Origin of the sequence: Mesorhizobium sp. B2-8-1, from assembly GCF_006440955.1 — a bacterium.
In the GTDB taxonomy this organism is placed as follows: domain Bacteria; phylum Pseudomonadota; class Alphaproteobacteria; order Rhizobiales; family Rhizobiaceae; genus Mesorhizobium.
This window is the reverse complement of the sequence record NZ_VFTX01000002.1, coordinates 682,891-705,906: the sequence shown is the minus strand read 5'-3', so window position 1 is coordinate 705,906 and position 23,016 is coordinate 682,891. Positions and strand designations below refer to the sequence as shown.

Genomic DNA, 23,016 nt, shown 5'->3' with positions numbered 1-23,016 from the left:
TCAGGCACCACCGGCGCAGAAATGATGCAGGGCGATGGCGGATGCGGCCGCGACGTTCAGGCTGTCGAAGCCTTCCGACATGTTGATCCGAACAGTATTGAGACGGGTGAGCAAGCTTTCGGGCAGGCCTTGACCCTCGGTCCCGAGGTAGAGTGCCAGGCGTTCGGCCGGCTTTGCATCGCGTATGTCTGATGTCCCGCGCGGCGACAGCGCAAATTGGGTAAAGCCACGCCGGTCGAGCGTCGCGGCGAACCGCGCGGTGTCGCTGAACGAGGCGAACGGGACCTTCAAGGCCGCGCCGACCGAAACGCGGATCGCCTTGCGATAGAGCGGATCGCAGCAGGTCGCATCCAAAAGGATCGCATTGGCGCCGAACGCGGCGGCGTTGCGGAAAATCGAGCCCATGTTGTCATGATTGGCGATGCCGACGAGCACCACGATCAATGCTCGGGCAGGCAAGCCGTCCAGCAGGGCCTCGGCCGGCTGGGGCGTCTCCTTGCGACCAATGGCAAGGATGCCGCGATGCATGTGAAACCCGGCAATGGCATCCATCACAGCTCCGGCGGTGACATAGACCGGCAGGTCAGGAGACGCCTTGTGCAGGATTTCTTCGAGGCCGGCCAAGCGGTTCTCCAGAACCAGCACCGATTCGGCGCGGAAGCGCGCGGCCGACAGTAGCATGTCGAGCACGACCTTGCCCTCGGCAATGAAGCGGCCCTGTCGACCGGCGAGATCACGCTCGCGGATGTCGAGATAGGCGGCGACGCGCGGATCCCGCGGATCGTCGATGTGGACAAGGGTCATCTGAGCCTCGGCTGACAATCGGAATCGGTTGCCAAGAACATGATGCGCGGATGCAGTGTCAAAGTGTATTTGCGCGCCCAGGATGGACGCACATTGCCGAATGCCGCTGGTGGCGTAAACGTTTACGCGACCAGCCGTTCAAGTTCCGGCGCGGCGCAGCCTTTGTGCCATCTGGGACAGATCATCCTTGCCGCTGCCGAAAATGCCGTCGAGCGTGGCAAGCAGTTCGCGCACGGCGTCGGATTTGCAGGAATAGTAGATCATCTGGCGATCGCGGCGGGTGTCCACAAGGTCCAGCGCCCGCAACTTTGCCAAATGCTGCGACAGGGCGGACTGGCTGAGCATCACCTTCTCGGCGATGGCTCCGACCGACATTTCACCGTCGATCAGATAACTCATGATCAAAAGCCGTTTTTCATTGCCCATCAGCATCAGAAATTCGGCCGCCGATCCGGCGTTGGCGATTAGCTTTGTCGAGATCATCGATCCCCCATGCTCTTTGCTCATCGAGGCACCATGGGGGCAATGGTGCCTGAATCCATAAACTCAGTTGTGAATGGTCGCCAACGAGTCAGCGCCACAGCCAAAGGGTAGAACATTTCATTCAAATCTCAAGCGTTGCTTTTGATCAAACGTAATTTAAGTGCGGTTATTTGGCGACGTTGCCGCCCGGCCGCTCTTGGCCATGTCGACCAAGACGTGCCTCAACTCATGCGCTGTGACCAAGGGCTGCGGAAAGAAGACCCTGCCGGCATCGTCGCCAGAGGCCAGATCCATGCCGTCGGCATCGAATCCGGCGATGACCCAGCCGTCGCCGGATGCCCGGGCAAAATGATGCGCGTAGAGGGCGACGGCGTCGAGATGGTCCGCATTCATGTGGTCGATCGCGGATTGCTCGCTGGCTGCCAGTTCCTCGACGATCGGCCCGTCGGTGATGAGATCGGTGCGGTCAAGCAGGTAGGCCTTGCCGAAGCCGCCGTTCAGGCTGGCGCGCTGCGGTTCGAGACGAAAGATCGAAAAGTCGCCGAGGCCGGCATAGAGGCTGGCCTTCGGATTGTGGTTGAGATAGCGGCGTTCGGCGCGTGCATGCGCGTCCGATCCGCGCTCGATCCGCGCTGCCCGGCAAATCAGCGTCAACCGGGGATGCGCGAGCGGGTCGCCCTTGCCCGGCTCGCCGAGCAGTAGCGAACAGCGCGGGTCCGCAAGTATGGCGGGCGTATGGGCCGAAAGCTGCGACACCAGGATCAGCGGCGTGCCGTCGATGTCGGTGGCGACGCCGACCCGACTCGCCAGCGGCGAACCCGTTTGCGGCTCCAACACCGCCAAGGCGCCGAAGCGGGCGCGACGCATGAGTGTCTTGGCCTGCCGGATCGCCTCGGCGTCGGTCTCGCGGATCACGTCCTTCGTTCGATCGGCCAAATGCTCGCCCTGCTAAGTTGATTTGGCTATTCCACTTATCAGACGATGGCGCCAGGCTGGCAAGTGCTACTTCGGAGCCATGCGAATGGCGCCATCGAGACGAATGGTCTCGCCGTTGAGCATCTGGTTCTCGATGATGTGCAAGGCAAGGGCCGCATATTCCGACGGCTCGCCGAGGCGCGAGGGGAAGGGCACCGCGGCGCCCAGCGAATCCTGCACCTCCTGCGGCATGCCGGCCATCATCGGCGTCCTGAATATGCCGGGTGCGATGGTGCAGACCCGGATGCCGGAACGGGCAAGATCGCGCGCCACCGGCAGCGTCATGCCGACGACCCCGCCCTTTGATGCCGAATAGGCGGCCTGGCCGATCTGGCCGTCATAGGCGGCGACGGATGCGGTGTTGACGACGACGCCGCGCTCGCCGCCCTGCAGCGGGTCGAGCTTTGCGGCGCGGTCGGCGACGAGGCGGATCATGTTGAAAGTGCCGATCAGATTGACTTCGATCACCTTGCGGTACTGATCGAGCGAATGGGGACCATCCTTGCCGATCGTCTTCACGCCGATGGCAATGCCGGCGCAATTGACCAGGATGCGCGGTTCGCCCAGCTTGGCCGCGACCTCGGCAAGCGCGGCAACACCGCTGTCGGCGCTGCCGACATCGCATTGGACGGCGATGCCGCCGATCTCGGCCGCCACCTTGGCCGCCCGATCGACGCCGATATCCAAGATGGCGACGCGGGCGCCCCTGGCGGCCAGCGCGCGCGCCGTCGCCTCGCCAAGGCCGGAGCCGCCGCCGGTAACAACCGCGACCTCGCCGTTTGGATTCATGGCGTCATCCTTTCACATGAGAGTCAGGCGTGGATCAGGCGCGCAATCGGCGCGAATGGTCAAGCCATCGCGGCAAAGTGCTCGGCGACCCTGGCCTGGTCGGCATGGCAGACCTCGCCCGTGAGCCTTGCAACCGCGCCCGGCATGATCTCGTGCGACAGCAGCCTGTCGAGATCGACGGGGCGTGGCATCGATATCTGGCCGCGCGGGATACGCTTGAAGCCGAGCGGTCCATAATAGGGCTCGTCGCCGACCAGCATGACGGCGGGCGCTCGGGCCTTGGCGGCCGCTTCCAGCGCGATCGCCACCAGCCGGCGGCCGATGCCGAGATTCTTGAAGGCCGGCCGCACCGCGAGCGGCCCGAGCATCAGCGCGCGTCCGGCGCCTGCGGCGATGCGGGTCATGCGAACTGATGCGACCACGAGATCGCCGTCCATGGCGACGAAGGACAGCGCGCGTTCATGCCCGCCGGCCTCGCGGATCTTGTAGGCGGCCAGCACAAAACGGCCGGGCCCGAAGGCTTCGTCATTGATGGCTTCGATCTGAGGGTCGTGCGCCGGAGTTTCCGGCAGGTATTCTACGTCGGCAAGGCTCATGGTCTTTGCGTTCCGGTACAGGAGGAAAGGTTTGCTGCAAACGGCAGCATTCGCCAATCAGCGCTTTATCAAGCGTGGGCGCCCTTTCGTCGTCGGTCGAACCGGATCAAAGCAAAATCGAACATGCGGAGTGTCCGCTAGCATCAATTTCCCGCCGCTGCAATCGGCGGTTTTGCAGGTAGAGAGCAACGGGCGCCGCGACGTGCTTGACGATCTGTTCAGCGCCCGGCGATTCCATGCAACGACTTGGAGCCCTACATGATGTACTAGACAGGAAAGGACAAGCGATGGGATTGCTGGTCGAAGGCAAATGGCAGGACCGCTGGTACGACACCAAAGGCAGCGGCGGCAAATTCGTGCGGGCGCAGTCGCAATGGCGCGACTGGATCACTCGTGACGGGGCGCCTGCCGAAGGCCGCGGCCGCGGCCGCGGCTTCAAGGCGGAGCCCGGTCGCTATCACCTCTATGTCTCGCTTGCTTGTCCCTGGGCGCACCGAACGCTGATCTTCCGGGCGCTGAAGAAGCTTGAAGGCATCATCTCCGTGTCGGTCGTCCATCATTTCATGGGCGCCGATGGCTGGACGTTCCTGGCGCAGGACGGAGCCACAGGTGACACGCTCTATGGCCTGGACTTCCTGCACCAGATCTACACCAAGGCCGACCCTAACTATTCCGGCCGGGTCACGGTGCCGGTGCTGTGGGATAAAAGGGATGAGACCATCGTCTCCAACGAATCCTCCGAAATCATCCGGATGCTGAATTCAGTTTTCGACGCTTGGGGTGACGCCAACCTCGACTTCTATCCGCAGGCGCTACGCGGCGAGATCGACGCGGTCAATGCACTGGTCTATCCTGCCATCAACAACGGCGTCTATCGCGCTGGCTTCGCCACCACGCAGGCCGCCTACGAGCAAGCGTTCGGGGAGTTGTTCGCCGCGCTCGACACGCTGGAGCATCGGCTGTCGAATCAGCGCTATCTCGTCGGCGAGCGGATCACCGAAGCCGACTGGCGGCTGTTCACCACGCTGGTGCGCTTCGACCCGGTCTATGTCGGCCATTTCAAATGCAATCAGCGCCGCATCGCCGACTATCCCAACCTGTCGAACTATCTGCGCGATCTTTACCAGGTGCCTGGCGTAGCCGGCACGGTGAACCTCAATCATATCAAGTCGCACTATTACGGCAGCCACGAAACGATCAACCCGACGCGTATAGTGCCTGTGGGGCCGGAAATTGACTACGGCGCGGGGCATGACAGGGCACGGTTCGCCAAGGCGGCTGCCTGAACTACCAATAGGGTGACGGCGGCTTCCCGCCAAAAACCTCGGCGATGCGCCGCAGCGTTGCCGGGGTCGTACCCTGGGGCAAACGGTCGAGCGGAAAGAAACCGGCCTCGGCGATCTCGCGGTCCGGCAGTTTCGGGGCCGCCTGGCTGAATTTTTCGATCAGGTACAGGCCGACATGGTCGCGGCGGCTGGCGCGGCGGTTGAAATGCATCGAGCGCAGCACCGGCGGAGCGGTCAGCGTGATATTGCCCTCTTCCGCCAGTTCGCGCGCCAGCGCTTCGGCCATCGTCTCGCCGATCTCGACCCCGCCACCGGGAAGCTGCCAGCCCGGCACATAGGTGTGGCGGATGAGGAAGAGGGAGTTGGATGCCGTTTCGTGGATGAGCCCGCGCACGCCAAGCGTCATTGGCCGCCGCAGCACAAAGTAGAGATGGAACAGCCTGGCTCGCAGCCCCGGCCAGCCGGTCTGGCGCAAAGTGCTCTCGGGATCGGTCGTCATCAGTCGCGAAACCGTGGGTGGAAAGCCGCGTGCGCGTCGCCTATGAAAGAGAAATGTTCAGGCTCGCACATATTTCCGATATCCATTTGGGGCCACTCCCTGAAGTAACCTATCGCGATCTCGCCTCCAAGCGGGTGCTGGGCTACGTCAACTGGCAGCGCAACCGCCGCCGGCACATGCACGATGCGGTGATCGACACCATCGTGGCCGATATCAAGGCCAGCGCGCCCGATCACCTCGCGGTTACCGGGGATCTCGTCAACCTGGCGCTCGATGGCGAGATCGAGATGGCCAAGCACTGGCTGGAGACGCTCGGCTCGCCGCATGACGTGTCGGTGGTGCCGGGAAATCATGACGCCTATGTGCCTGGCGCCTTCGACAAGGTGTGCCGGTCCTGGGCGGCATGGATGACGGGCGACGGCGTCAACAGTCCGGTCGATCGCAATTCGTTTCCCTATCTGCGCGTGCGCGGCAATGTCGCGTTGATCGGCATCACCACGGCGCGTGCCACGGCACCCTTCATGGCCAACGGCTTCTTCATGGAAGGCCAGGCCGAGCGGCTGCGCAAAATACTCGATGCGACGGCGAAGCAAGGATTGTTCCGTGCGATCATGATCCATCATCCGCCGGTGCGGGGCGCCGTCCCGCAGCACAAGCGGCTGTTCGGCATCGCCCGCTTCCACAAAATCATTCGCCGGCACGGTGCCGAGCTCGTCCTGCATGGCCATTCACATCTGCCGTCGCTGTTTCAGATCGGCCCGCGCGACGCCAAGGTCCCGGTGGTTGGCGTCGCCGCGGCCGGCCAGGCTCCCGGCGGCAAGCCTCCGGCGGCGCAGTACAATCTGTTCGACATAGACGGTGAAAAAGGCGATTGGCGCATCCGCCTGACGCGGCGCGGCTTGACGGGGCCGGCGATACCGCCTTCGGATCTGCAGACGCTCGAGCTCGGGGCGCAACCGGCTATGGCCGCAAGCTGAGCCCCAGCGCCACGATACGGTCCCAGAACAGCACGATCGAAACCGCCAGTCCCACCAGCGCGCCTGCGGCGATCAGGCCAAGGCCGGACAGGACGGCCGACCAGCCCTTGCTGCGCGGCGGCGATCGCAAAGGCGGCTCGGCTTCCGGCACCACGTGCCGCTTCATCCCGGGAACGGCAGCCTCGACGCCACCCTCCATCATTCTCTGACGTTCGACGATCCGCTCGGCGACATAGCGCGTCACGGAATCGGCAACCGGCTTCATCTCGCTCGATTCGGCCAGCACCACACGGCCGATGCGGGTGTCCTTCAGGAAACGGTAGGTGCGGCGGTCGCGCCCCATGGCGACATGGCTGACGGCGTCGATCCACAGGCGCGGCTGCAGACCGGACGAGACGACGAAGTCGAAACTGTCCATGTCGGCGGGAACGTCGGCAAAAACGGGCGCGAGTTCGGTGGCAAGAAGGTCGAGCCGCATGCGATGCGCCTCGCGCATGTCGACGACGACGTCGTCGCGATCGGCAAAGGCATTCTTTACATCGCGAATGGCATCGGACAATTTTCTCGACGGGTCGATGATCTTTTCGCCTGCATCCTTCATGGGCGTGGCCTCGCGGGTTTGGTTAACATGGAGTTAACACAGCCGCCGGCAAAATGCACTGGCGAGATCAATGCATCAAGGGTCGCCGTTGGCGGCGCAGACGGAAGAAGTCAGCTGGCCGCGGCGGACAGTTTCACCCGTTGCGGCCCGACGCGGCGATTGCTGTTGCGGCGAATGATCTCGGCGATCAGGTCGGGCGCTTCCTCGGCCAGCATATGGCCGGCCTCCAGCACATGGTGCACATGGAAGCGCTCCGGCGGGTCATCCACTTGGGTAAAGGGTAGAACGGCGTCATCCGATCCCCACGCCACCATCACCGGCATGTTCAGCGCATCGAGCCGCTCGCGCGGGATGACGCCCTGTCGATCGCTCCTGGTCATGGCGGCCGCGATCTCGACGAGCTTTTCGGTTTGTCCGGGGCGGCCGCGCATTTCGCACAGCAATTCGGCCATGCGACGCGAGGGCGCGGCTCGAGGGCCGGACATTTCGGCGAGGCAGGCCTGGACTTCGGCCAGGTCCTGCGCGCGGGCAAAGCGGCGCAACAACGGTCCATTGATTTCGGGGCCAAAACCGCCCGGCGCCAGGAGCGTCAGCGAGGCGACTTTTGCCGGCTCCGCCAACGCCATCAGCGCTGCAACCGCGCCGCCCATCGAATGGCCGACGAGGTGGACGCGCTTGATCGCGCGTGCGGAGAGGTCGGCAAGGATGGCGTTTGCCGCGACCTTGGCCGGTCCGGCCGACGGAAAGTCGAGCGACAGGCCGTGTCCCGGCAGATCATAGGCCAATGTGCGTACGGAAGGCGGCAGCAAGGAGATCACCTCGCGCCAGACATCGTGGCTGCCGCCAAAACCATGCAGCAGGACGATGGTCTTCGAACCCACACCCCGTTCGTCGGCATAAAGTGATGAAGTCATGAAAGATTGAGGCTTTATTCGAGAAGGCGCGATGGAAATGTGGCTGAATTGCTCCTAGTCCAGAGCATTCGCCAGTAAAATTTTCGCGATTAGGCGATTGGCCGAACAGCGAGCCGGCTGCTGGTGGATGCCGCTCCCAAAAGCGACCTCGATTTGGGCGAACGACACGCACGAGCAAAAAGACCTAAGGCGTGTCGCATGAATCCGTTTCGACGCGAAACGCTTTTGGGCCTTTCATTATTCGATGGACTCGCTGTCCGCTTGAAGTCCTCATTTTCACGCAACTCCGGAAGGGAACCCGACACTAGCTGCCCTGGAATGGCTCACATCTAGCTCGCGTTGAAGAGCCCGGCGGCACGCAAGGCGTCGACCAGCCGCTCGGTCAGATCGGCGGGATATTTTCTGTCGATAAAGGTTGCGCGCGGATTGGCGGCGAATTTCGGAAATTCGGTTATCAGCTCATCAAGCAGCCTGCGTGCCTGGTTGTCCCGACCGGCGATCTTGGCGCCGATCAGACGGGCGGCGAGATAGTGCGATTTCGCCGCAGTGGTTCTCAGAGCGCTGCTGGCTATCGCTGCCTTGCTGGTATCGCCCAGCATTAATTCTCCGGCGAAAAGCCCAAAGTCCCACCAGGTCGGGTGGCCGCTCGAGGCATCCACGGCATGCGCCAGAAGAGGTGTTCCTTCGGCGTACCGGCCGGCGAAAACCAGCCCGTAGCCATAGGCGGCGGCCATGGCGAGATCGTAGGGGTTAAGATCATGGGCCTTCCGCATCCATCGCAGGGCCTCGTCGGCATTGCCGAGGCGCGAATTGATGTAGCCGTAGGAGCGATGTGCGTACGGGCTGGTCGGCCCCATCTGCACGGCGCGATGGGCAAACGTCATCGCCTTCTCGATCGTTGCGTCCGGCGGGTAGGCGTAGTGGTCGGTCACGGCCTCCAAATGCAATGAGGCGAGTTCCGAATAAACCAGTGACGATTTCGCGCCACTGTTGGCAAGGGCTTCGAGGCAACGATAGGCGGTCTCGTGAGTCCTGGCGTTCTGGTCGAGATAGTATTTGTCGTTGAGCAGCAGGCACTGCGTCAGGCCGGTCTCCGCGCCGGACTGCTCGATGTAATTGTAGATGGTGCCAGAAGCGGGAAGTGCCGCACTGAGAATGCTGGATATGCGATCCTCGACTACGGTTGGTGCGCTGTCGGCGGCGGTCAGGTTGCGCGACAACAGCACCCGTCCGGACGCCAAGCTTTGCAGTTCGATGGTAACGTCGCCCGCGTCTGGTCCAGGCAGGATATCGAAAATGAAACTCGTCGCATCGGCGACCGGATCGGCTTTGTTGACGGTGTTGCGACCGATGAAGTCGATCGTATCAAAGCCGCTCAGGCCGGCACGCAGCGATGCGGCGACGCGACTGGCATTGGGAGTGTTGGCCCTGAGGGCGATGTAGACGAGCGGCAGCGCTTCGACCATGGGAGACGGCGTGATGCTGCCGGTTTCGCCGGCGGTCTCGAACGTTGCCGGGATGTCGCCTCCCGCCAGCAAGGCACCGCCGCCCTGGCGCAGGATCAGAACGCCCAACATGGCGATAACCACGGCGATCGCGATCCAGAAGAACCTGAGATGGCGCGTCACCGAGAGGCCCGCCGCAGGAACCTGGCCGAGCAAGGCCGCCATGGGTGCGGCATCATCGGCGGCACCGGACTGTTCGGGCAGGCTGGCTGTCGGCTCTGCGTGACTGGCGGCTTCCGCTGCTTGCGGCAGGCGGATGGCATTGAGTTCGTAGGCCGGGACGTAACCGCCGCGCGGAATGGCTATGCGGACCGGCTCGGCAATGCCTTCATTGGCGAAATAATGTTGCAGCAGTTCGCGCAGGCGGCCCGCCTGCACCCGCACGACGGCATCGGTGGACGGATCGAAATCGCCGTCCTTGCCGAAAACATCCATAGCGATGGAAAAGCCCTTGAGCCTGTCGGCTTCCCCGGCCTGCTCGCGCTCGACGAGATAGCGAAGCAATTTGCGCGCGCGCTCGGATCTCCCGAACGTTTCGCTGGCAAGCAGTCGCTCCAGTGTCTCGCGCACTGCGGGGGCGGCAGGCGTGGCATGCTGCAAGTGTCGATCCTCTCGAAGTCGGCACAGGTTGAGGCGCGATCATATCGTTACCGCACCACCGTACAAGCATACACGTATTATGCGATCGCGTACCACACCGGATAATTTCCCGGTGGTTAATGACACAAAAGTCGGGACCAATCGCTAAACGACGATGGTCCCGAATTCGTTCCAGGCCTGTATCAACCGGCTCTTTTGCCGATAATCCGGTTGGCGGCGGACACCACGGCCTCCAGCGAGGCAGCGACGATGTTGGTGTTGATGCCTGCGCCGAACAGCTTGCCGTCAGGATGTTCCATCTCGACATAGGAAATGGCCGAGGCGTTCGAACCGCGCTGCATCGAGTGCTCGGAATAGTCGAGCACCGACATATCGACGCCGACATGGCGCGACAGCGCATCGACGAAGCCGTCGATCGGGCCTGTGCCTGTGCCTGATATCGTCATCTCCTTGCCGTCGTCGATAATGACCGCCTCGACAACGCGCCGGCCCTTTACCTCGGTGTCCGGATAGGTGTGGTGATCGAGGAATTTCAGCCTGGCGCCCGGCTGGTCGACATAGGTATCGAGGAAGCGCTCATAGATGCGCCTGGCCGGCACTTCCTTGCCTTCGGCATCGGTGATCGCCTGGATTGCCTGGCTAAACTCGATCTGCAGGTTGCGCGGCAGGTTGAGCCCGTAATCCGCCTGCAGCACATAGGCGATGCCGCCCTTGCCGGACTGCGAGTTGATGCGGATGATGGCTTCGTAGCTGCGGCCGACATCGGCCGGGTCGATCGGCAGGTAGGGAACCTCCCACACTGGCGTGTTGGCCTTCTTCAGCGCCTTCATACCCTTGTTGATGGCATCCTGGTGCGAGCCGGAAAAGGCGGTGTAGACGAGTTCGCCCACATAGGGATGGCGCTCGGGAATCTTCAGCTGGTTCGAATATTCGTAGACATCCTTCATCCGGTTGATGTCGGAGCAGTCCAGCTTCGGATCGACGCCTTGCGTGTACATGTTGAGCGCCAGCGTGACGATGTCGACATTGCCGGTGCGCTCGCCATTGCCGAACAGCGTGCCTTCGACGCGATCGGCGCCGGCCATCAGGCCGAGCTCGGTGGTGGCGATGCCGGTGCCACGGTCATTATGCGGGTGCAGCGAAATGATCAGGTTCTCGCGCCTGTCGAGATTGCGGCACATCCACTCGATGCGGTCGGCATAGATATTGGGCGTCGACATCTCGACGGTCGACGGCAGGTTGATGATGAGCTTGTTGTCAGGCGTCGGCTTCACGATCTCGGTGACCGCGTTGCAGATCTCCAGCGCCACCTCGAGCTCGGTGCCGGTGAAGCTTTCGGGCGAGTATTCGAAACGGTAGCCGCCGCCGGCACCCGCTGCCATGTCGGTGATCATCTTGGCGGCATCGGTGGCGATGCGCTTGATGCCGGCGACGTCCTTCTCGAAGACGACGCGGCGCTGCAACTCGCTGGTCGAATTGTAGAAATGCACGATCGGGTTGGTGGCGCCCCTGAGCGCTTCGAAGGTGCGGGTGATCAGTTCGGGCCGGCACTGCACCAGCACCTGCAGCGAAACGTCGGCCGGTACGCTGCCCTCTTCGATGCACCAGCGGGCGAAGTCGAAATCGGTCTGCGAGGCCGAAGGAAAACCGATCTCGATCTCCTTGAAACCCATGTCGAGCAGCAGCGCGAACATGCGCGCCTTGCGTTCGTGGCCCATCGGGTCGATCAGCGCCTGGTTGCCGTCGCGCAGGTCGACCGAGCACCAGATTGGCGCCTTGTCGATCACTTTCGAGGGCCAGGTCCGGTCGGTGAGGCCGACGATTGGGTAGGGTTGGTACTTGCGGGCGGCGTCCGGCATGCCGCCGTTCTGCTGGCCCGCCGGGGCCTCGCTTACGCGGATTTCTTCTCGTGCGTTCATCGTCGTTTCTCCCGGCGACCCTCGAATCCGCCTTCAGGCGGATGGGTGGCGAGTGGCGCCTTTACCAGATTTTCGTTCGCTTGATGTGACTGCCAAGGAGCATGCGCTTGCGCGGCGGCTCGACCGCCGGGCGCTCCTTCAGCGAACCCGGCGATCGCCGATAAGGCCGAGAAGAAGCAGCGTCGAGGCAAGCGCGCGCACGGTCTCGCCGGCAAAGCCGGTCTGACGGGAAGCGGTGGTGGCGCGCGTGTTCATGGCGGTTTTCATACAGGAGCGGCCAGCCGGAGGCAAGCCGTACCGAAAGCCATGCCGACAGCCGGGCGCGTGCCGGGCCACGTTCCGTCTGACGTCGCCGACGTGCGTGCCCTTCCAACAGGCCGAGGCCGGACCTGGCCGCCAACGGGACGTAGCGGTTCAATATATAAGATGACTTATGTATTCAAGTTTCTGTGGAAACTTCGGAACGTCTATGGCATGCCGCTGCCGGCGCGGCCCTCCTGCGGCCGATTGCTTCAAACCGTTTCGAAAGACGCGAACGATGGACCAACTGCGAGCGCAAACCCGGATCAGCGATGCGGCGATCAGGTCGGTGATGGACCGGCTGCGCACCGAGCACAGCGAATTCGAGGTCGAGACCGGTGTTGCCGATCGATGGGAACTTCGCCTGTACTACGGTTCGCTGAGCGCGGCACTCGAGGGCGACTCCATGCTGATCCGCGTCTCGGCCGTAGACGAAACCTGCCTGTCCTACATGAAGATGACGGTCGCCGGCCACGTCGCGCAGCACCTTGGAACGACGAGCGGACTGCGCTGGCAAGGCGACGGCAGCGACACCGGCACCCCAATCTTCTTCCGCGAAATCACGGTTGTGTCGTCAACGCGGATTTCTCCGCATATGCAGCGCCTGCGCTTTGCAGGCGATGATCTTGGCCGGTTTACTCATGGCGGCCTGCACATCCGGCTGCTGCTGCCGCCGCGGGGCAGGCCGCCCGTTTGGCCCTCGATGGGCGCCGACGGCCTGCTTGTGTGGCCTGCCGGTGAGGATGCGCTCACCGTCCGCATCTACACGATCCGGGCGGTGGATCCGATAAGCGGTTGGCTCGATGTCGATTTCGTGCTGCACCCCGACCATGACACGCCCGCTGCCACATTCGCGCAGAACGCGGTGGCGGGAGACGTGATCGGCATGATCGGGCCAAGCGGCGGCGAGACGCCGACGGCGCCGACCCTGCTGCTGGTCGGCGACGACACAGCGCTGCCGGCAATTGGCCGGATTCTGGGGGAACTGCGGCCGTCAACCCGCGTCGAGGCGCTCATCGAGGTCGATGGCCCGGACGACCGCATCGCGCTGGCGCAAGGCGACAACATCGAAATCACCTGGCTTTACCGGCACGACCGCGCGGCCGGCACCGCCGGCCTGCTGGCGGCCGCCCTGCGCGAGCGCAGCCACATGGCGCTTGCCGATAACCTCTACGTCTGGGCCGGATGCGAGTTCACGGACTTCCGCGAGATCCGCAAGATCGTGCGCAAGGAGTGGGGCCTGGGCCGCGACCGGCACCTGGTAACGGCCTATTGGCGTCGCGACGCGCAGGCCGAGGGCGACGACGAGGGTTAGGATCGATCCATAAGTATGCCGGCAGCCGGGGCGGAGCAGCCTATTCCTTCACCGCGCGCGCTACCAGCCGCGCGATGCTCGGGCCGACAAGCAGCACGATCAGGAAACGCGCCGACTGGAGCGCCATGATGAAGGAGATGTCGACGTTCTGGGCGGCGGCGGCGATGATGGCGACGCTGTCCATGCCGCCGGGGCTGGTCGCGAGATAGGCGGTCAGCGGATCGATGCCGAGCAGATGGCTGATCATGAAGGCGAGGCCGCCGCAAAAGGCGATCAGAGCCACGATCGAAGCGACGATCTGCGGCAGGGCCCGTGTCGCATGGCGCAGGATCGGCCTGGTGAAGTTCAGCCCGATCGACCATCCGACCATGGCGTAACTGACAGCCAGCAGCCAGGGCGGCAATTGCATCGGCACGCCGAGGCCAAGTTGGATCAACGCGCCGAAGATGAAGGTGCCCAGAAAGGAGGGCGAAGGCAGCCGGCAAAGCTTTCCCGCCAGCCCGCCGACCAGCGCGATGCCAATGGTTGCTGCTAAGGCTTGAGCATCGATCGGCGGAAACCAGATAATCGGCGGGATTTCGACGCCTGACGTTTCGACCCACATCTTGGCGACAATGGCCGCCGTCATCGAGACGAAGATGACACGCAGATACTGCATGAAGGCGACGAGGCGCTGGTCGGCGCCAAAGGCGCCGGCCATCAGCACCATTGCGGTGGCCGCGCCTGGGGAGGATCCCCAGACGGCGGTCGTGCCGGGCAAGATGCGCCACCGGCTGATCAGCCAGCCGAGCAGGCTGGACGCCGCGACGGTGGCTGTCACTGCGCCGAGGAACAGCGGCCATTCGGCGTAGAAGACGCGAAAAATGTCGGCCGAGATCGAAGCGGCGATGAGGCAGCCGACGATCGCCTGGGCGGAGCCGAACAGAAGCCGCGGCACGCGCACGGTGGCGCCGTTGGTGCCGGCGACGATGGCCGCCAGCATCGGCCCGATGAGCAGCGCCGCCGGCAGCGCGGCCAGTTCGAGCGCACCGGCAAACAGCACGGAAATGACGAGGAGGGCCAGCCATTGCCAAGGCTTGCGCATGCGCGCCATGCGCTCGACGGCCGGCTGGCCAGGAGACGGCTGCTTGGGCGAGGAATCCATGTTCTGGTCTTAGACTGAGCGGTAAGGGATGCGAACCCCCGCTGCATCGAAAAGCGGTCGCCTCAGATGTCTGTGCCGAACAGTTGCTCGATTTCTCCACCGCTCATGCGATCGAAACGGTCGGACACCGAAAACTGACCAGCCATAAAGCCAACCCGTCGCGATTATACCGGCTCCGATTGATCCATAGGAATGACCTTGACCAATGACTTGCCAGCCTTGGCGATCATGAAAGGTTCGCCGTTGGCGGCTCGCTGAACGAGACGTGAAAGATTGGCCTTCGCATCGCTAATGTTTACGATCTGCGTCGAGTCGTCCACCCGGATCAGCCCGTCTTGTCGTCAGCCAATCCAAAGCCGCCGACGGGGTTGGTTTCCACCTGGAACTCGAAGCCGGCGATGAAGGGCCTCGCTTTGGCGATGGCCGCCTGGACTTCGGGAAGCTGCAGCGAGGCTTTGTGGCTTGCCTGGTCAGTCCACACTTCTGTGACCCAGATGGCATCGGCATCGGCCGGGTCGGTGGCAACGATATAGCTCAGGCAGCCGGGCAGGGCGCCGGTGCTGGCGCGCAGGACGTCCATGACAGCGTCGCGCTGGCCGCGGGCCGCCCGCATCTTGCCGATCAGACCGTACATCCCTTCGTCTCCCTTCAGCGTTTTCGACAAGAGTATACCGTTCGTCAGTATGCAGGTCGCGGCTCAAGGCATCAACTGGCCACCATTCACCTCGATCACCTGGCCGGTGATGTAGCCGCTCAACAGATCGGAGGAGAGGAACAGATAAGCACCGACGCAATCTTCAGCCGTGCCGGCGCGCCCCTGCGGAATGGTGGCAACCATGCCCCTGATCTGCTCTTCGGTCGAGTAGCGTTCGTGGAACGGCGTGAGAATGGTGCCGGGTGCCACCGCGTTGACGCGAATGCCGAAGCCGATCAGTTCCTTGGCCATGCCGCGCGTGACGTTGGAGACGAAAGCCTTGGCCGAGCCGTAAAGCCCGGCGCCACCGCCGGCGCCGTTGCGGGCGGCGATCGAGGAGGTGTTGACGATGAAGCCGCCTTGTCTCTTCAACCACGGCATCGCCTTGCGCGAGGCGGTCAGCACCGAACGCGCGTTGAGATCCATCACCGCGTCGTAATGCGCCTCTGTCTGCTCGGCGTAGGGCACGCGGCCGAGCATCCCGCCGGCATTGTTGACCAGCCCGTCGAGGCGGCCGAAATGCTGCGCGCTGTCCTCGACGACGCGTTCGACGTCGGCGGCCAGGGAAAAATCGCCCTGGACGAGAAGCACCTCGCCGCCATTGTCGCGAATGGCCTTGCCAAGTTTCTCGGCGGCGTCACGGCTGGAATTGTAGTGCAGTGCGACCAGACATTTCTGCGCCGCATAAGCCAAGGCGAGCGCCGCGCCGATGCCGGTCGAGGCGCCGGTGACCAGCACCGCCTTGCCGGCGAGATCGGGAATGACAAGCCCGAGGGGAGTGGTTGTCGCTGGCACTGTCGTTTCTCCGGGATTTCGCGGTTCTTAGCTGGTCTTGCTACCCTTGCATTCAGTCCATGCAGCTTCAAGGCCTGAGATAGGCATAGCCCTGGCTTTGCAGTTCGGCGAGCTTGACGACGCCGCCACTGTCGGCCGCATGAAAACCGTCGAGCAGGTCGGCGAGCGAAATATCCATGCCGTGCATGGTGTTGGCGCAGGCATGCGGATCGAGCCCTTGCTGGACGAGACCGGTGAAACGACCGGAGATCGCCGCCGATATGCCCTTCGACTTGAAACCGGCAAGAGCCGGACCATGGACGACCAGCGCGATATCGACATTGCCGCCGGTGCCTTCGTAATGGTTCTTGATGTTGCCCAGCACGAAATTGACCTTGTCGAGGTCACTGAGATGATAGGCGACCTTCAATCTCGTGGCCTCGGTGGCCGCGGCTTGCGCCACCCGCAGTCCAATCAGCGTGCCGGCTCCGACGAGAATCGCGCGGAACATGTCGCGTCGACGCATGGCGATGGTTCCCCCCGGGTTGACAGATGGCCGCGAATTGCGTGGCCGCGACGCCGAGTGTAGCATAAATCGGCGTCGCGTCCTGCCGATGCGGAGGGTCACATGGCGTTCGAACAGAGACTGGCAAGCGTCCTGTCCGGAGCGGCCTTGTTGAGCCTGCTGGGCGCGACGGCTTTCGCCGACGAGGCGGCCAAGCTCACCGAACTCAGTCCCAACGGTCAGGACGCCTGTTTCGGCCGCATCTACGATGCCAACCACCTCAAGGCGCATCCGGAGCAGAAGGTGGCCCGGATCTTCTTCTACTACGGCCATGATCCGGTCAGCAGGCCGAACGAGGAACCGGCCGCGAATGCCGGCACGTCCTACAATGGCTTCGTCACCACCACGGTGCGTGGCGCCAAGGCTCCGGAATGGGCCGGCGGCTGGTGTAGTCACCAATCCGAGGATGGCGCATCAAACCCGATCCATTGCGGCATGGAATGCGACCGCACGCTGGCGTCGCTGAAAGTCGACCACAAGGGCCGGCTGATCCTTTCGGACCTGCAGCCCGATGTCTATCTCGATGCCGGTTCCGAGGAGGAACTCGGCACGACTGAATACAACAGGCAGGCGCTGGGGTCGCGGGACGACAATTTCCGTCTCGACCCGATGCCGGCAGCGACCTGCAAGGCGGAGTTCGCCCGCATCGACCCGATCGACCCAGCGATGGGTCCGCCGCTGCGCGACCGGCTGAAGCCCGACCAGGCCTTCTGCTACGGACGCGACTACGATGCCGCGCATTTCGGTTCGCATCCCGACCAACTGACGCAGTCGATCCGCGTGTTCCGTGGGCCGGTCGAACTGGCTTCATTCGCGGCGGGCGGCGACCTTGCCAATTGGCCTGACGGCGCCGACATCGCCGTTTCGGTCACGACGCGGCAACAGTCGGGCAAGGTCACGCAGGTCTATTCCTGCCAGGGCGAGGCCGACCAGTGGCGCTGCGCGGCGAGTTCGAAGATGAGCGATTTCTCCTGCGATATCACGCAGAAGGAGATTTTCCTCAAGCGCGGCGCCAATGGCATGATGATGCTGGCCAATCCCAACAACAGCCTGGCGATCGTCGATTTCTGTTCACAGGCAGCCGACGGCAAGACGAAGTCGGACGATAAGATCTACCGGCTGGAACCGATGCCGCAATCGGCTTGCGCGCCTTGAGCGGAGCCCTGTTTAGGTCAGCGCGAAGGGATATATCTTTGCTATATCTCATTTGAGGATAGCACGATGGACAAAGCAAAAGTGTTCTGGTCAGGCAGGTCCCAAGCCGTGCGCCTGCCGAAGGAGTTCCGTTTCGACACAGAGGAGGTCTCGATACGCCGTCACGGGCAAACCGTCATCTTGGAACCGCTTGCGCAGGACTGGGCGTGGCTCGACCAAGTGATTGGACCGCTTGATAATGATTTCGCAGAGGCAGCGCTGGAACGTCAGGACGGGCAGGATCGAGCTGCCTTGGGCGACGTCTTCAAGTGATCTACCTGCTCGACACCAATGCCGTCATCGCGGTCATGAAGGGCGATGAGGGTCTGCTTGCCTGCTGAAACGGCATAGGCCGCAGGACTTTGCCGTCTCGCCTATCGTCGTGCACGAACTGTACTATGGTGCTGAAAAGAGCTAGCGACGGGTCGAAAATTTGGCGCGTATCGAGGCTCTGCAGTTTCCTGTGCTCGAATTCGATCGGGAAGACGCGAGACATGCCGGAGAAATTCGGGCAACGCTTGCCACATTGGGAACTCCAATTGGTCCCTACGATGCGTTGATTGGTGGGCAGGCGCGCGCGCGATCTTACGCTGATGACCCGCAATATCCGGGACTTCGAGCGGATCAAAGCTCTGTCAGTCGAGACGTGGTGAACTGCCTCACGCGAACGGCACCGCCGTCGTGCCCTTCGGCAGCTTGGCCTCATCATCGGGCTCGACATGGATGGTGACGCGCACGGAAGGGATTTCCGCCTGCAGCGCATCCTCGATGCGGTCGCAGATGACATGGCTGGCGCCGACCGACATGTCGGCATCGACGACGAGATGGAATTCGATGAAGGTGGCGCGGCCGGCGATGCGTGTCTTGAGGTCGTGCACTTCGAGCGCGCCTTTGCAATTGGCCGAAATGATGTCGCGGATGCGCATATGCTCCTGGGTGTCGACTGCGCGGTCCATCAGCCCGTTCATCGACGAGCCGATAACATGCCAGCCCTGCCAAAGAATGTTGAGCGCGACGATCACGGCCAGCGCCGGATCGAGGATCTGCCATCCGGTCAGCACCGCGCCGACAAGGCCGGCGAAGACGCCGACCGAGGTCACGACGTCGGTCATGATGTGTTGGCCGTCGGCGACCAGTGCCGGCGATCTTGCGTTGCGCCCTGTACGGATCAGCGCCCAGGCCCAGAAGGCGTTTATGACCGTCGCCACACCGTTGACGGCAAGCCCTTCCCAAGGCTGCTGGAGCGGGACGGGGTGGAGCCAGGATTGCCAGACCTCGTTCAGGATCAGGAGTGCCGCGACCACGATCAGCACGCCTTCCAGGACGGCCGAGAAATACTCGGCCTTGTGGTGGCCGAACGGATGGTCCTGGTCGGCAGGCTTGTAGCTGACCTGGATCGCCCAGAACGCGGCGGCCGAGGCGATGACGTTGACGATCGATTCCAGCGCGTCCGAATAGAGTGCGACGGAACCGGTGATGTACCAGGCGGCAAGCTTGAGTGCGAGCACCACACAAGCGACGACGATCGACCAGAAGGCAAGCCTTGCGACCTTGCGCCTGGTCGCCGCCTTCGCCGCGACCGCCATCGTGTCCCGCGTTTCGACCATCGTCTCTAGGCGGCCTTGTCCTTGGCCTTGCGCGGCAGGTGGGCGACGATGTTCTCGATGATGCGCATGCCGGCATTGTGGCCGAGCGTCATGATCGATTCCGGATGGAATTGCACCGCGGCGATCGGCTCCTTGCGGTGCTCGAAGGCCATGATGACGCCGTCTTCGGTCTCGGCGGTGACCACGAAATCGTCGGGTAGCCGCACCGGATCGGCGAAGATCGAATGGTAACGGCCGACGGTGACTTCCTTGGGCAGGCCGGAGAAGATGATGCCGGGCTTGGAGACGCGAATGCGCGACGGCTTGCCGTGCATCGGCACATGCAGCTGCCGCAATTCGCCGCCATAGGCCTCGGCCAGCGCCTGCAGGCCGAGGCAGACGCCGAAGATCGGCAGCTCGCGGGCGCGCGCTCGTCCGATGGTGGCGGCGCAGTCGAAATCCTTGGGCGTGCCGGGACCAGGCGACAGCACGACGAGATCCGGCTTCAGCCGGTCGAAAACTTCTTCCGGCACGGGGGTGCGCACGGTCGAGACATTGGCGCCGGTCTGACGGAAGTAATTGGCCAGCGTGTGGACGAAGCTGTCTTCATGGTCGACGAGCAGGATGTTGACGCCGTCGCCGACGCGCGCGGTGGTGCGCTCGGTGCTGGCGGCATTGCCCGTCTTGGCGTCGCGGATGGCGGAGAGCATGGCGGAGGCCTTCAGTTCGGTTTCGGCTTCTTCTTCCTCGGGAATGCTGTCGAACAGTAATGTGGCGCCGGCACGCACCTCGGCAATGCCGTCCTTGATGCGGATGGTGCGCAGTGTCAGGCCGGTGTTCATATCACCGTTGAAATTGACCATGCCGATGGCGCCGCCATACCAGGCGCGCGGGCTCTTCTCGTTCTGCTCGATGAAGCGCATGGCCCATAGTTTCGGCGCGCCGGTGACGGTCACCGCCCAGGCGTGCGAGAGAAACGCGTCGAAGGCGTCCATGCCTTCGCGCAGCCTGCCCTCGATATGGTCAACCGTGTGGATAAGCCGCGAATACATCTCGATCTGGCGGCGGCCGATGACGCGCACCGAACCCGGCTCGCAGACGCGCGACTTGTCGTTGCGGTCGACATCCGAGCACATTGTGAGCTCGGATTCGTCCTTCTTGGAATTGAGCAGCTTCAGGATCTGCTCTGAGTCGGAAATGGCGTCGTCGCCACGCTTGATCGTGCCCGAGATCGGGCAGGTCTCGACACGGCGGCCGTTGACGCGCACGAACATTTCGGGCGAAGCGCCGATCAGGTATTCGCCTTCACCCAGATTGATGAAGAAGGAATAGGGCGAGGGGTTGATTGACTTCAGCTTGCGCGAAATCTCGGAGGGTTGGGTCTCGCAGCGTTCGTAGAACATCTGCCCGGGTACGACCTCGAACAGGTCACCGCGCTTGAAGCTGTCCATCGCGCGGCGCACAAGATTGGCGTATTCGCCGGGTTCATGGTCGCCGCGCGGCGGGATACGGTCGGCAGTCTTGAACGGCTCGGCGATCTCGTCGCGCGGCAGGCCTTCGGTCGAAAAACCCTTGCCGGCGTAGTCATATCGATCGGTCCAGGCCTTGGCCGAATAATGATCGACGACCAGGATCTCGTCGGGCAGGAACAGCACGAGATCGCGCTGGCTTGGCTTGCGTTCGAGCTTGTAGTCGACCGGATCGAACTGGAAGGCGAGGTCGTAGCCGAAGGCGCCGTAAAGGCCGAGATTGGCGTCTTCGGCGGTCTTGAACAAGGCGGTGATGGCGCGCAGAACCGTGAAGACGGAAGGAACGCGGCTGCGTTCTTCTTCGGTGAAGACACGGCCCGGCTTGGCGACGTCGAGGCGGATCAGCTTTTTCGACGCCTCGGCGATCGTGATCTCGGCGATATCGCCGAGCGTCTTGACGATGACCGGCAGAAGCACCTCGCCCCGCCGGTTCAGCGCCTCGATGCGCATGGACCGGCCACGCGCCGAGATCACCAAAGGCGGGTCGATGATGGCGGTGTCCCAACGCGTATAGCGGCCGGGATATTCATAGTTCGAAGAGAACACCGCGCCCCGGCGCGCATTCAGCCCGTCGACATAGGCGTCGATGGCGCCTTCATAGGGCCGGTCGTGGCGCTCGCGGGTGATGGTGATGCCACCCCCGGTCACAAAACTCTCTGCGCCGTTGTCCAGAACCTTCATCGTCATTGCCGTCTCCATCAGCTTCTTGGGCAACGGACCCGGGAATGGCTTGGAAAAAACAAATGGCCGCCCGGACATTCCGCTGCGGCCACCCTCTCTTTTCACGCGCACGCGTTCGAACAGGCCGCTGTCAGCAGGCCCACCACCAAACGGTCTTGATCGAACGCATGTTCATGGCGATTCCCATAGCGGCGATTGAGCGACCGCGCAACTGGATTCGGTGGAGGCTCAATCTTCCAGTGTGCCGGACCTTGCGTCGGCGCTCTTCCTGTCGCCCACCAGTTTCAACAGATCCTCGCCGGCGCGGATGATACGGCGCGAGCGCCGGGTCAGGACGATGCCGGCCTGCGGCGCGAACACCTCGGTGCGGCCATCGGCTTCGCCCGGTGCGTGGACGATGACGGCAAGCCGCGTATCCTTGGCCACGCGGTCGCCGGGCTCCACGTCGTAAAGCACGGCACCTGCCCGGGGCGCCGGCATCATGTCGATGTTTTCGAGCGGTGCGACAACCCCGGTGAAGGCACCGGGTGAGGGCAGGGCCGGGTCGGCGACCACGCCGCGCGCCACCAGCAGCCGGTAGAGCCCCGCGGCGTCCGACGCCGCGAACGCGCCATCGACATCGAGGATGCCGCGATATTCGACCGTCGTGACGACGCGCCGGCCGAGCTTCGCCACATCGGCGGGAACGTTCTGATAGGGCATGATCGAGGCGCCCTCGAAAGTGCCGTCCGTGTCTTCACTCCACAGCACCACCGCCTCGACGCCCATGGCGGCGGCGCAGTCGGCCATTGCCGGCCACAGGCTGGTGTGGACATACAGGTAGGAAAGACCCTCGTCGTCGCAATGCAGGTCGAGCACGATGTCGTGGCCGAGTGAAAGCTGCACCAGTCTCGTCTTCAGCCGCTGGTCGGGCGTGCCGTGCGCGGTGTCGGGCAGGAGTGCCGTGTCGGGCGCGGCGAGCAGCGGAAAACCGCGGTTGAAGTTGGTGCGCGTGCCCAGATGAAAACGGCCCTGATGTTCGCCGAAATGATACTGGGCGCGGCCGATCGGATTGGCCCAGGGCACGATGGTGATGTCGCCCTTGATGCGCCCCTCCGCCTCGGCCCTGGCCAGCATCGGCATCAGTGCATCAATGGCGACGACTCCGGGCAGTTCGCCGGCATGGAGTGCTGCCTGCAGATAGGCCGAAGGCGCGGATTTGTCGGTTCCAGCGAAGCGAAACAGCGGGAATTCATAGGAAACGCCCTCGCTGTCGCCGGCTATGCGTTCGATCGATTTCTGCATGG

General features: G+C 63.3%; 22 protein-coding genes and 2 pseudogenes. 6 read left to right on the top strand and 18 right to left on the bottom strand.

All coding sequences use genetic code 11. From position 1 onward, the window contains the following. The 5 genes from FJ428_RS07790 to FJ428_RS07770 form a co-directional block, all read right to left on the bottom strand. Positions 1 to 804, bottom strand: a complete 804-nt coding sequence (locus FJ428_RS07790; RefSeq protein WP_140879197.1) for an RNA methyltransferase — start codon at positions 802 to 804, stop codon at positions 1 to 3. 138 nt (positions 805 to 942) lie between these two features. Next, complete coding sequence (locus FJ428_RS07785) at positions 943 to 1,287, bottom strand: metalloregulator ArsR/SmtB family transcription factor (protein ID WP_140496438.1); 345 nt, start codon at positions 1,285 to 1,287, stop codon at positions 943 to 945. A 156-nt stretch (positions 1,288 to 1,443) separates the two neighbouring features. Continuing rightward, entirely contained in the window at positions 1,444 to 2,223 is a 780-nt protein-coding gene (locus FJ428_RS07780) for a HugZ family protein (RefSeq protein ID WP_140582207.1), read from the bottom strand. Positions 2,224 to 2,289: 66 nt separating this feature from the next. Continuing rightward, positions 2,290 to 3,051 carry a 3-hydroxyacyl-CoA dehydrogenase gene (locus FJ428_RS07775; RefSeq protein ID WP_140518304.1) on the bottom strand — a complete coding sequence of 254 codons (762 nt, stop codon included), beginning with the start codon at positions 3,049 to 3,051 and terminating at the stop codon, positions 2,290 to 2,292. Positions 3,052 to 3,110: 59 nt separating this feature from the next. Beyond that, positions 3,111 to 3,647, bottom strand: coding sequence for an N-acetyltransferase (locus FJ428_RS07770; protein ID WP_140496094.1), 537 nt, complete (start codon positions 3,645 to 3,647; stop codon positions 3,111 to 3,113). Between the two features lie 287 nt (positions 3,648 to 3,934). Here FJ428_RS07770 and FJ428_RS07765 point away from each other — a divergent pair, with 287 nt between their 5' ends. Beyond that, the gene (locus FJ428_RS07765) at positions 3,935 to 4,933 is read left to right on the top strand and encodes a glutathione S-transferase family protein (RefSeq protein WP_140879195.1); all 999 of its coding nucleotides are present in this window, start codon (positions 3,935 to 3,937) and stop codon (positions 4,931 to 4,933) included. Position 4,934: 1 nt separating this feature from the next. Here FJ428_RS07765 and FJ428_RS07760 read toward each other — a convergent pair whose 3' ends face one another. Further along, entirely contained in the window at positions 4,935 to 5,432 is a 498-nt protein-coding gene (locus FJ428_RS07760; protein WP_140556147.1) for an NUDIX domain-containing protein, read from the bottom strand. Between the two features lie 53 nt (positions 5,433 to 5,485). Here FJ428_RS07760 and FJ428_RS07755 point away from each other — a divergent pair, with 53 nt between their 5' ends. Further along, on the top strand, positions 5,486 to 6,409 hold the full coding sequence (locus FJ428_RS07755) for a metallophosphoesterase (RefSeq protein ID WP_140496091.1): 924 nt from the start codon (positions 5,486 to 5,488) through the stop codon (positions 6,407 to 6,409). Here the strand turns inward: FJ428_RS07755 and FJ428_RS07750 are convergent. The 4 genes from FJ428_RS07750 to leuA all read right to left on the bottom strand — a co-directional run bounded on the left by FJ428_RS07750 (position 6,393) and on the right by leuA (position 11,948). Continuing rightward, positions 6,393 to 7,010 carry a hypothetical protein gene (locus FJ428_RS07750; RefSeq protein ID WP_140496090.1) on the bottom strand — a complete coding sequence of 206 codons (618 nt, stop codon included), beginning with the start codon at positions 7,008 to 7,010 and terminating at the stop codon, positions 6,393 to 6,395. The genes FJ428_RS07755 and FJ428_RS07750 overlap by 17 nt on opposite strands. Before the next feature lie 110 nt (positions 7,011 to 7,120). Next, a complete protein-coding gene (locus FJ428_RS07745; RefSeq protein ID WP_140518309.1) occupies positions 7,121 to 7,924 on the bottom strand; it encodes an alpha/beta fold hydrolase in 804 nt (267 codons plus the stop codon). A gap of 329 nt (positions 7,925 to 8,253) precedes the next feature. After that, positions 8,254 to 10,029, bottom strand: a complete 1,776-nt coding sequence (locus FJ428_RS07740) for a hypothetical protein (RefSeq protein WP_140879194.1) — start codon at positions 10,027 to 10,029, stop codon at positions 8,254 to 8,256. Positions 10,030 to 10,211: 182 nt separating this feature from the next. Beyond that, entirely contained in the window at positions 10,212 to 11,948 is a 1,737-nt protein-coding gene (leuA, locus tag FJ428_RS07735; protein ID WP_140657050.1) for a 2-isopropylmalate synthase, read from the bottom strand. 592 nt (positions 11,949 to 12,540) lie between these two features. Here leuA and FJ428_RS07725 point away from each other — a divergent pair. After that, positions 12,541 to 13,563: a siderophore-interacting protein gene (locus tag FJ428_RS07725; protein WP_224518883.1), complete on the top strand. Its 1,023-nt coding sequence runs from the start codon at positions 12,541 to 12,543 to the stop codon at positions 13,561 to 13,563. A 40-nt stretch (positions 13,564 to 13,603) separates the two neighbouring features. On the opposite strand, the gene FJ428_RS07720 is transcribed toward FJ428_RS07725, so the two are convergent. The 5 genes and pseudogenes from FJ428_RS07720 to FJ428_RS07700 all read right to left on the bottom strand — a co-directional run bounded on the left by FJ428_RS07720 (position 13,604) and on the right by FJ428_RS07700 (position 16,701). Further along, positions 13,604 to 14,707 (bottom strand): AbrB family transcriptional regulator, encoded by a 1,104-nt coding sequence (locus FJ428_RS07720; protein WP_140879193.1) that lies wholly within the window; start codon positions 14,705 to 14,707, stop codon positions 13,604 to 13,606. A 62-nt stretch (positions 14,708 to 14,769) separates the two neighbouring features. Beyond that, positions 14,770 to 15,027, bottom strand: a pseudogene (locus FJ428_RS07715) (type II toxin-antitoxin system prevent-host-death family antitoxin). Positions 15,028 to 15,032: 5 nt separating this feature from the next. Next, positions 15,033 to 15,341, bottom strand: a complete 309-nt coding sequence (locus FJ428_RS07710; protein ID WP_140496083.1) for a putative quinol monooxygenase — start codon at positions 15,339 to 15,341, stop codon at positions 15,033 to 15,035. Between the two features lie 63 nt (positions 15,342 to 15,404). Beyond that, the gene (locus FJ428_RS07705) at positions 15,405 to 16,196 is read right to left on the bottom strand and encodes an SDR family oxidoreductase (RefSeq protein ID WP_140879191.1); all 792 of its coding nucleotides are present in this window, start codon (positions 16,194 to 16,196) and stop codon (positions 15,405 to 15,407) included. 67 nt (positions 16,197 to 16,263) lie between these two features. Then, a complete protein-coding gene (locus FJ428_RS07700; protein WP_140524937.1) occupies positions 16,264 to 16,701 on the bottom strand; it encodes a DsrE family protein in 438 nt (145 codons plus the stop codon). 102 nt (positions 16,702 to 16,803) lie between these two features. Between FJ428_RS07700 and FJ428_RS07695 the strand changes: the two genes are divergently transcribed. The 3 genes and pseudogenes from FJ428_RS07695 (at position 16,804) to FJ428_RS30620 (ending at position 18,587) form a co-directional block, all read left to right on the top strand. Beyond that, positions 16,804 to 17,895, top strand: coding sequence for a hypothetical protein (locus tag FJ428_RS07695; protein ID WP_140567143.1), 1,092 nt, complete (start codon positions 16,804 to 16,806; stop codon positions 17,893 to 17,895). A gap of 66 nt (positions 17,896 to 17,961) precedes the next feature. Further along, entirely contained in the window at positions 17,962 to 18,207 is a 246-nt protein-coding gene (vapB, locus tag FJ428_RS07690; protein ID WP_140561430.1) for a type II toxin-antitoxin system VapB family antitoxin, read from the top strand. Further along, positions 18,204 to 18,587: pseudogene (locus tag FJ428_RS30620) on the top strand (type II toxin-antitoxin system VapC family toxin). Before vapB ends, FJ428_RS30620 begins: the two are co-directional and overlap by 4 nt. 6 nt (positions 18,588 to 18,593) lie before the next feature. Here the strand turns inward: FJ428_RS30620 and FJ428_RS07680 are convergent. The 3 genes from FJ428_RS07680 to FJ428_RS07670 form a co-directional block, all read right to left on the bottom strand. Continuing rightward, positions 18,594 to 19,541, bottom strand: a complete 948-nt coding sequence (locus tag FJ428_RS07680; protein ID WP_140561428.1) for a cation diffusion facilitator family transporter — start codon at positions 19,539 to 19,541, stop codon at positions 18,594 to 18,596. Between the two features lie 5 nt (positions 19,542 to 19,546). After that, complete coding sequence (locus tag FJ428_RS07675; protein WP_140624198.1) at positions 19,547 to 21,736, bottom strand: anthranilate synthase; 2,190 nt, start codon at positions 21,734 to 21,736, stop codon at positions 19,547 to 19,549. A gap of 222 nt (positions 21,737 to 21,958) precedes the next feature. Continuing rightward, positions 21,959 to 23,014, bottom strand: a complete 1,056-nt coding sequence (locus FJ428_RS07670) for a succinylglutamate desuccinylase/aspartoacylase family protein (RefSeq protein WP_140657054.1) — start codon at positions 23,012 to 23,014, stop codon at positions 21,959 to 21,961. Between the last annotated feature and the right edge of the window lie 2 nt (positions 23,015 to 23,016).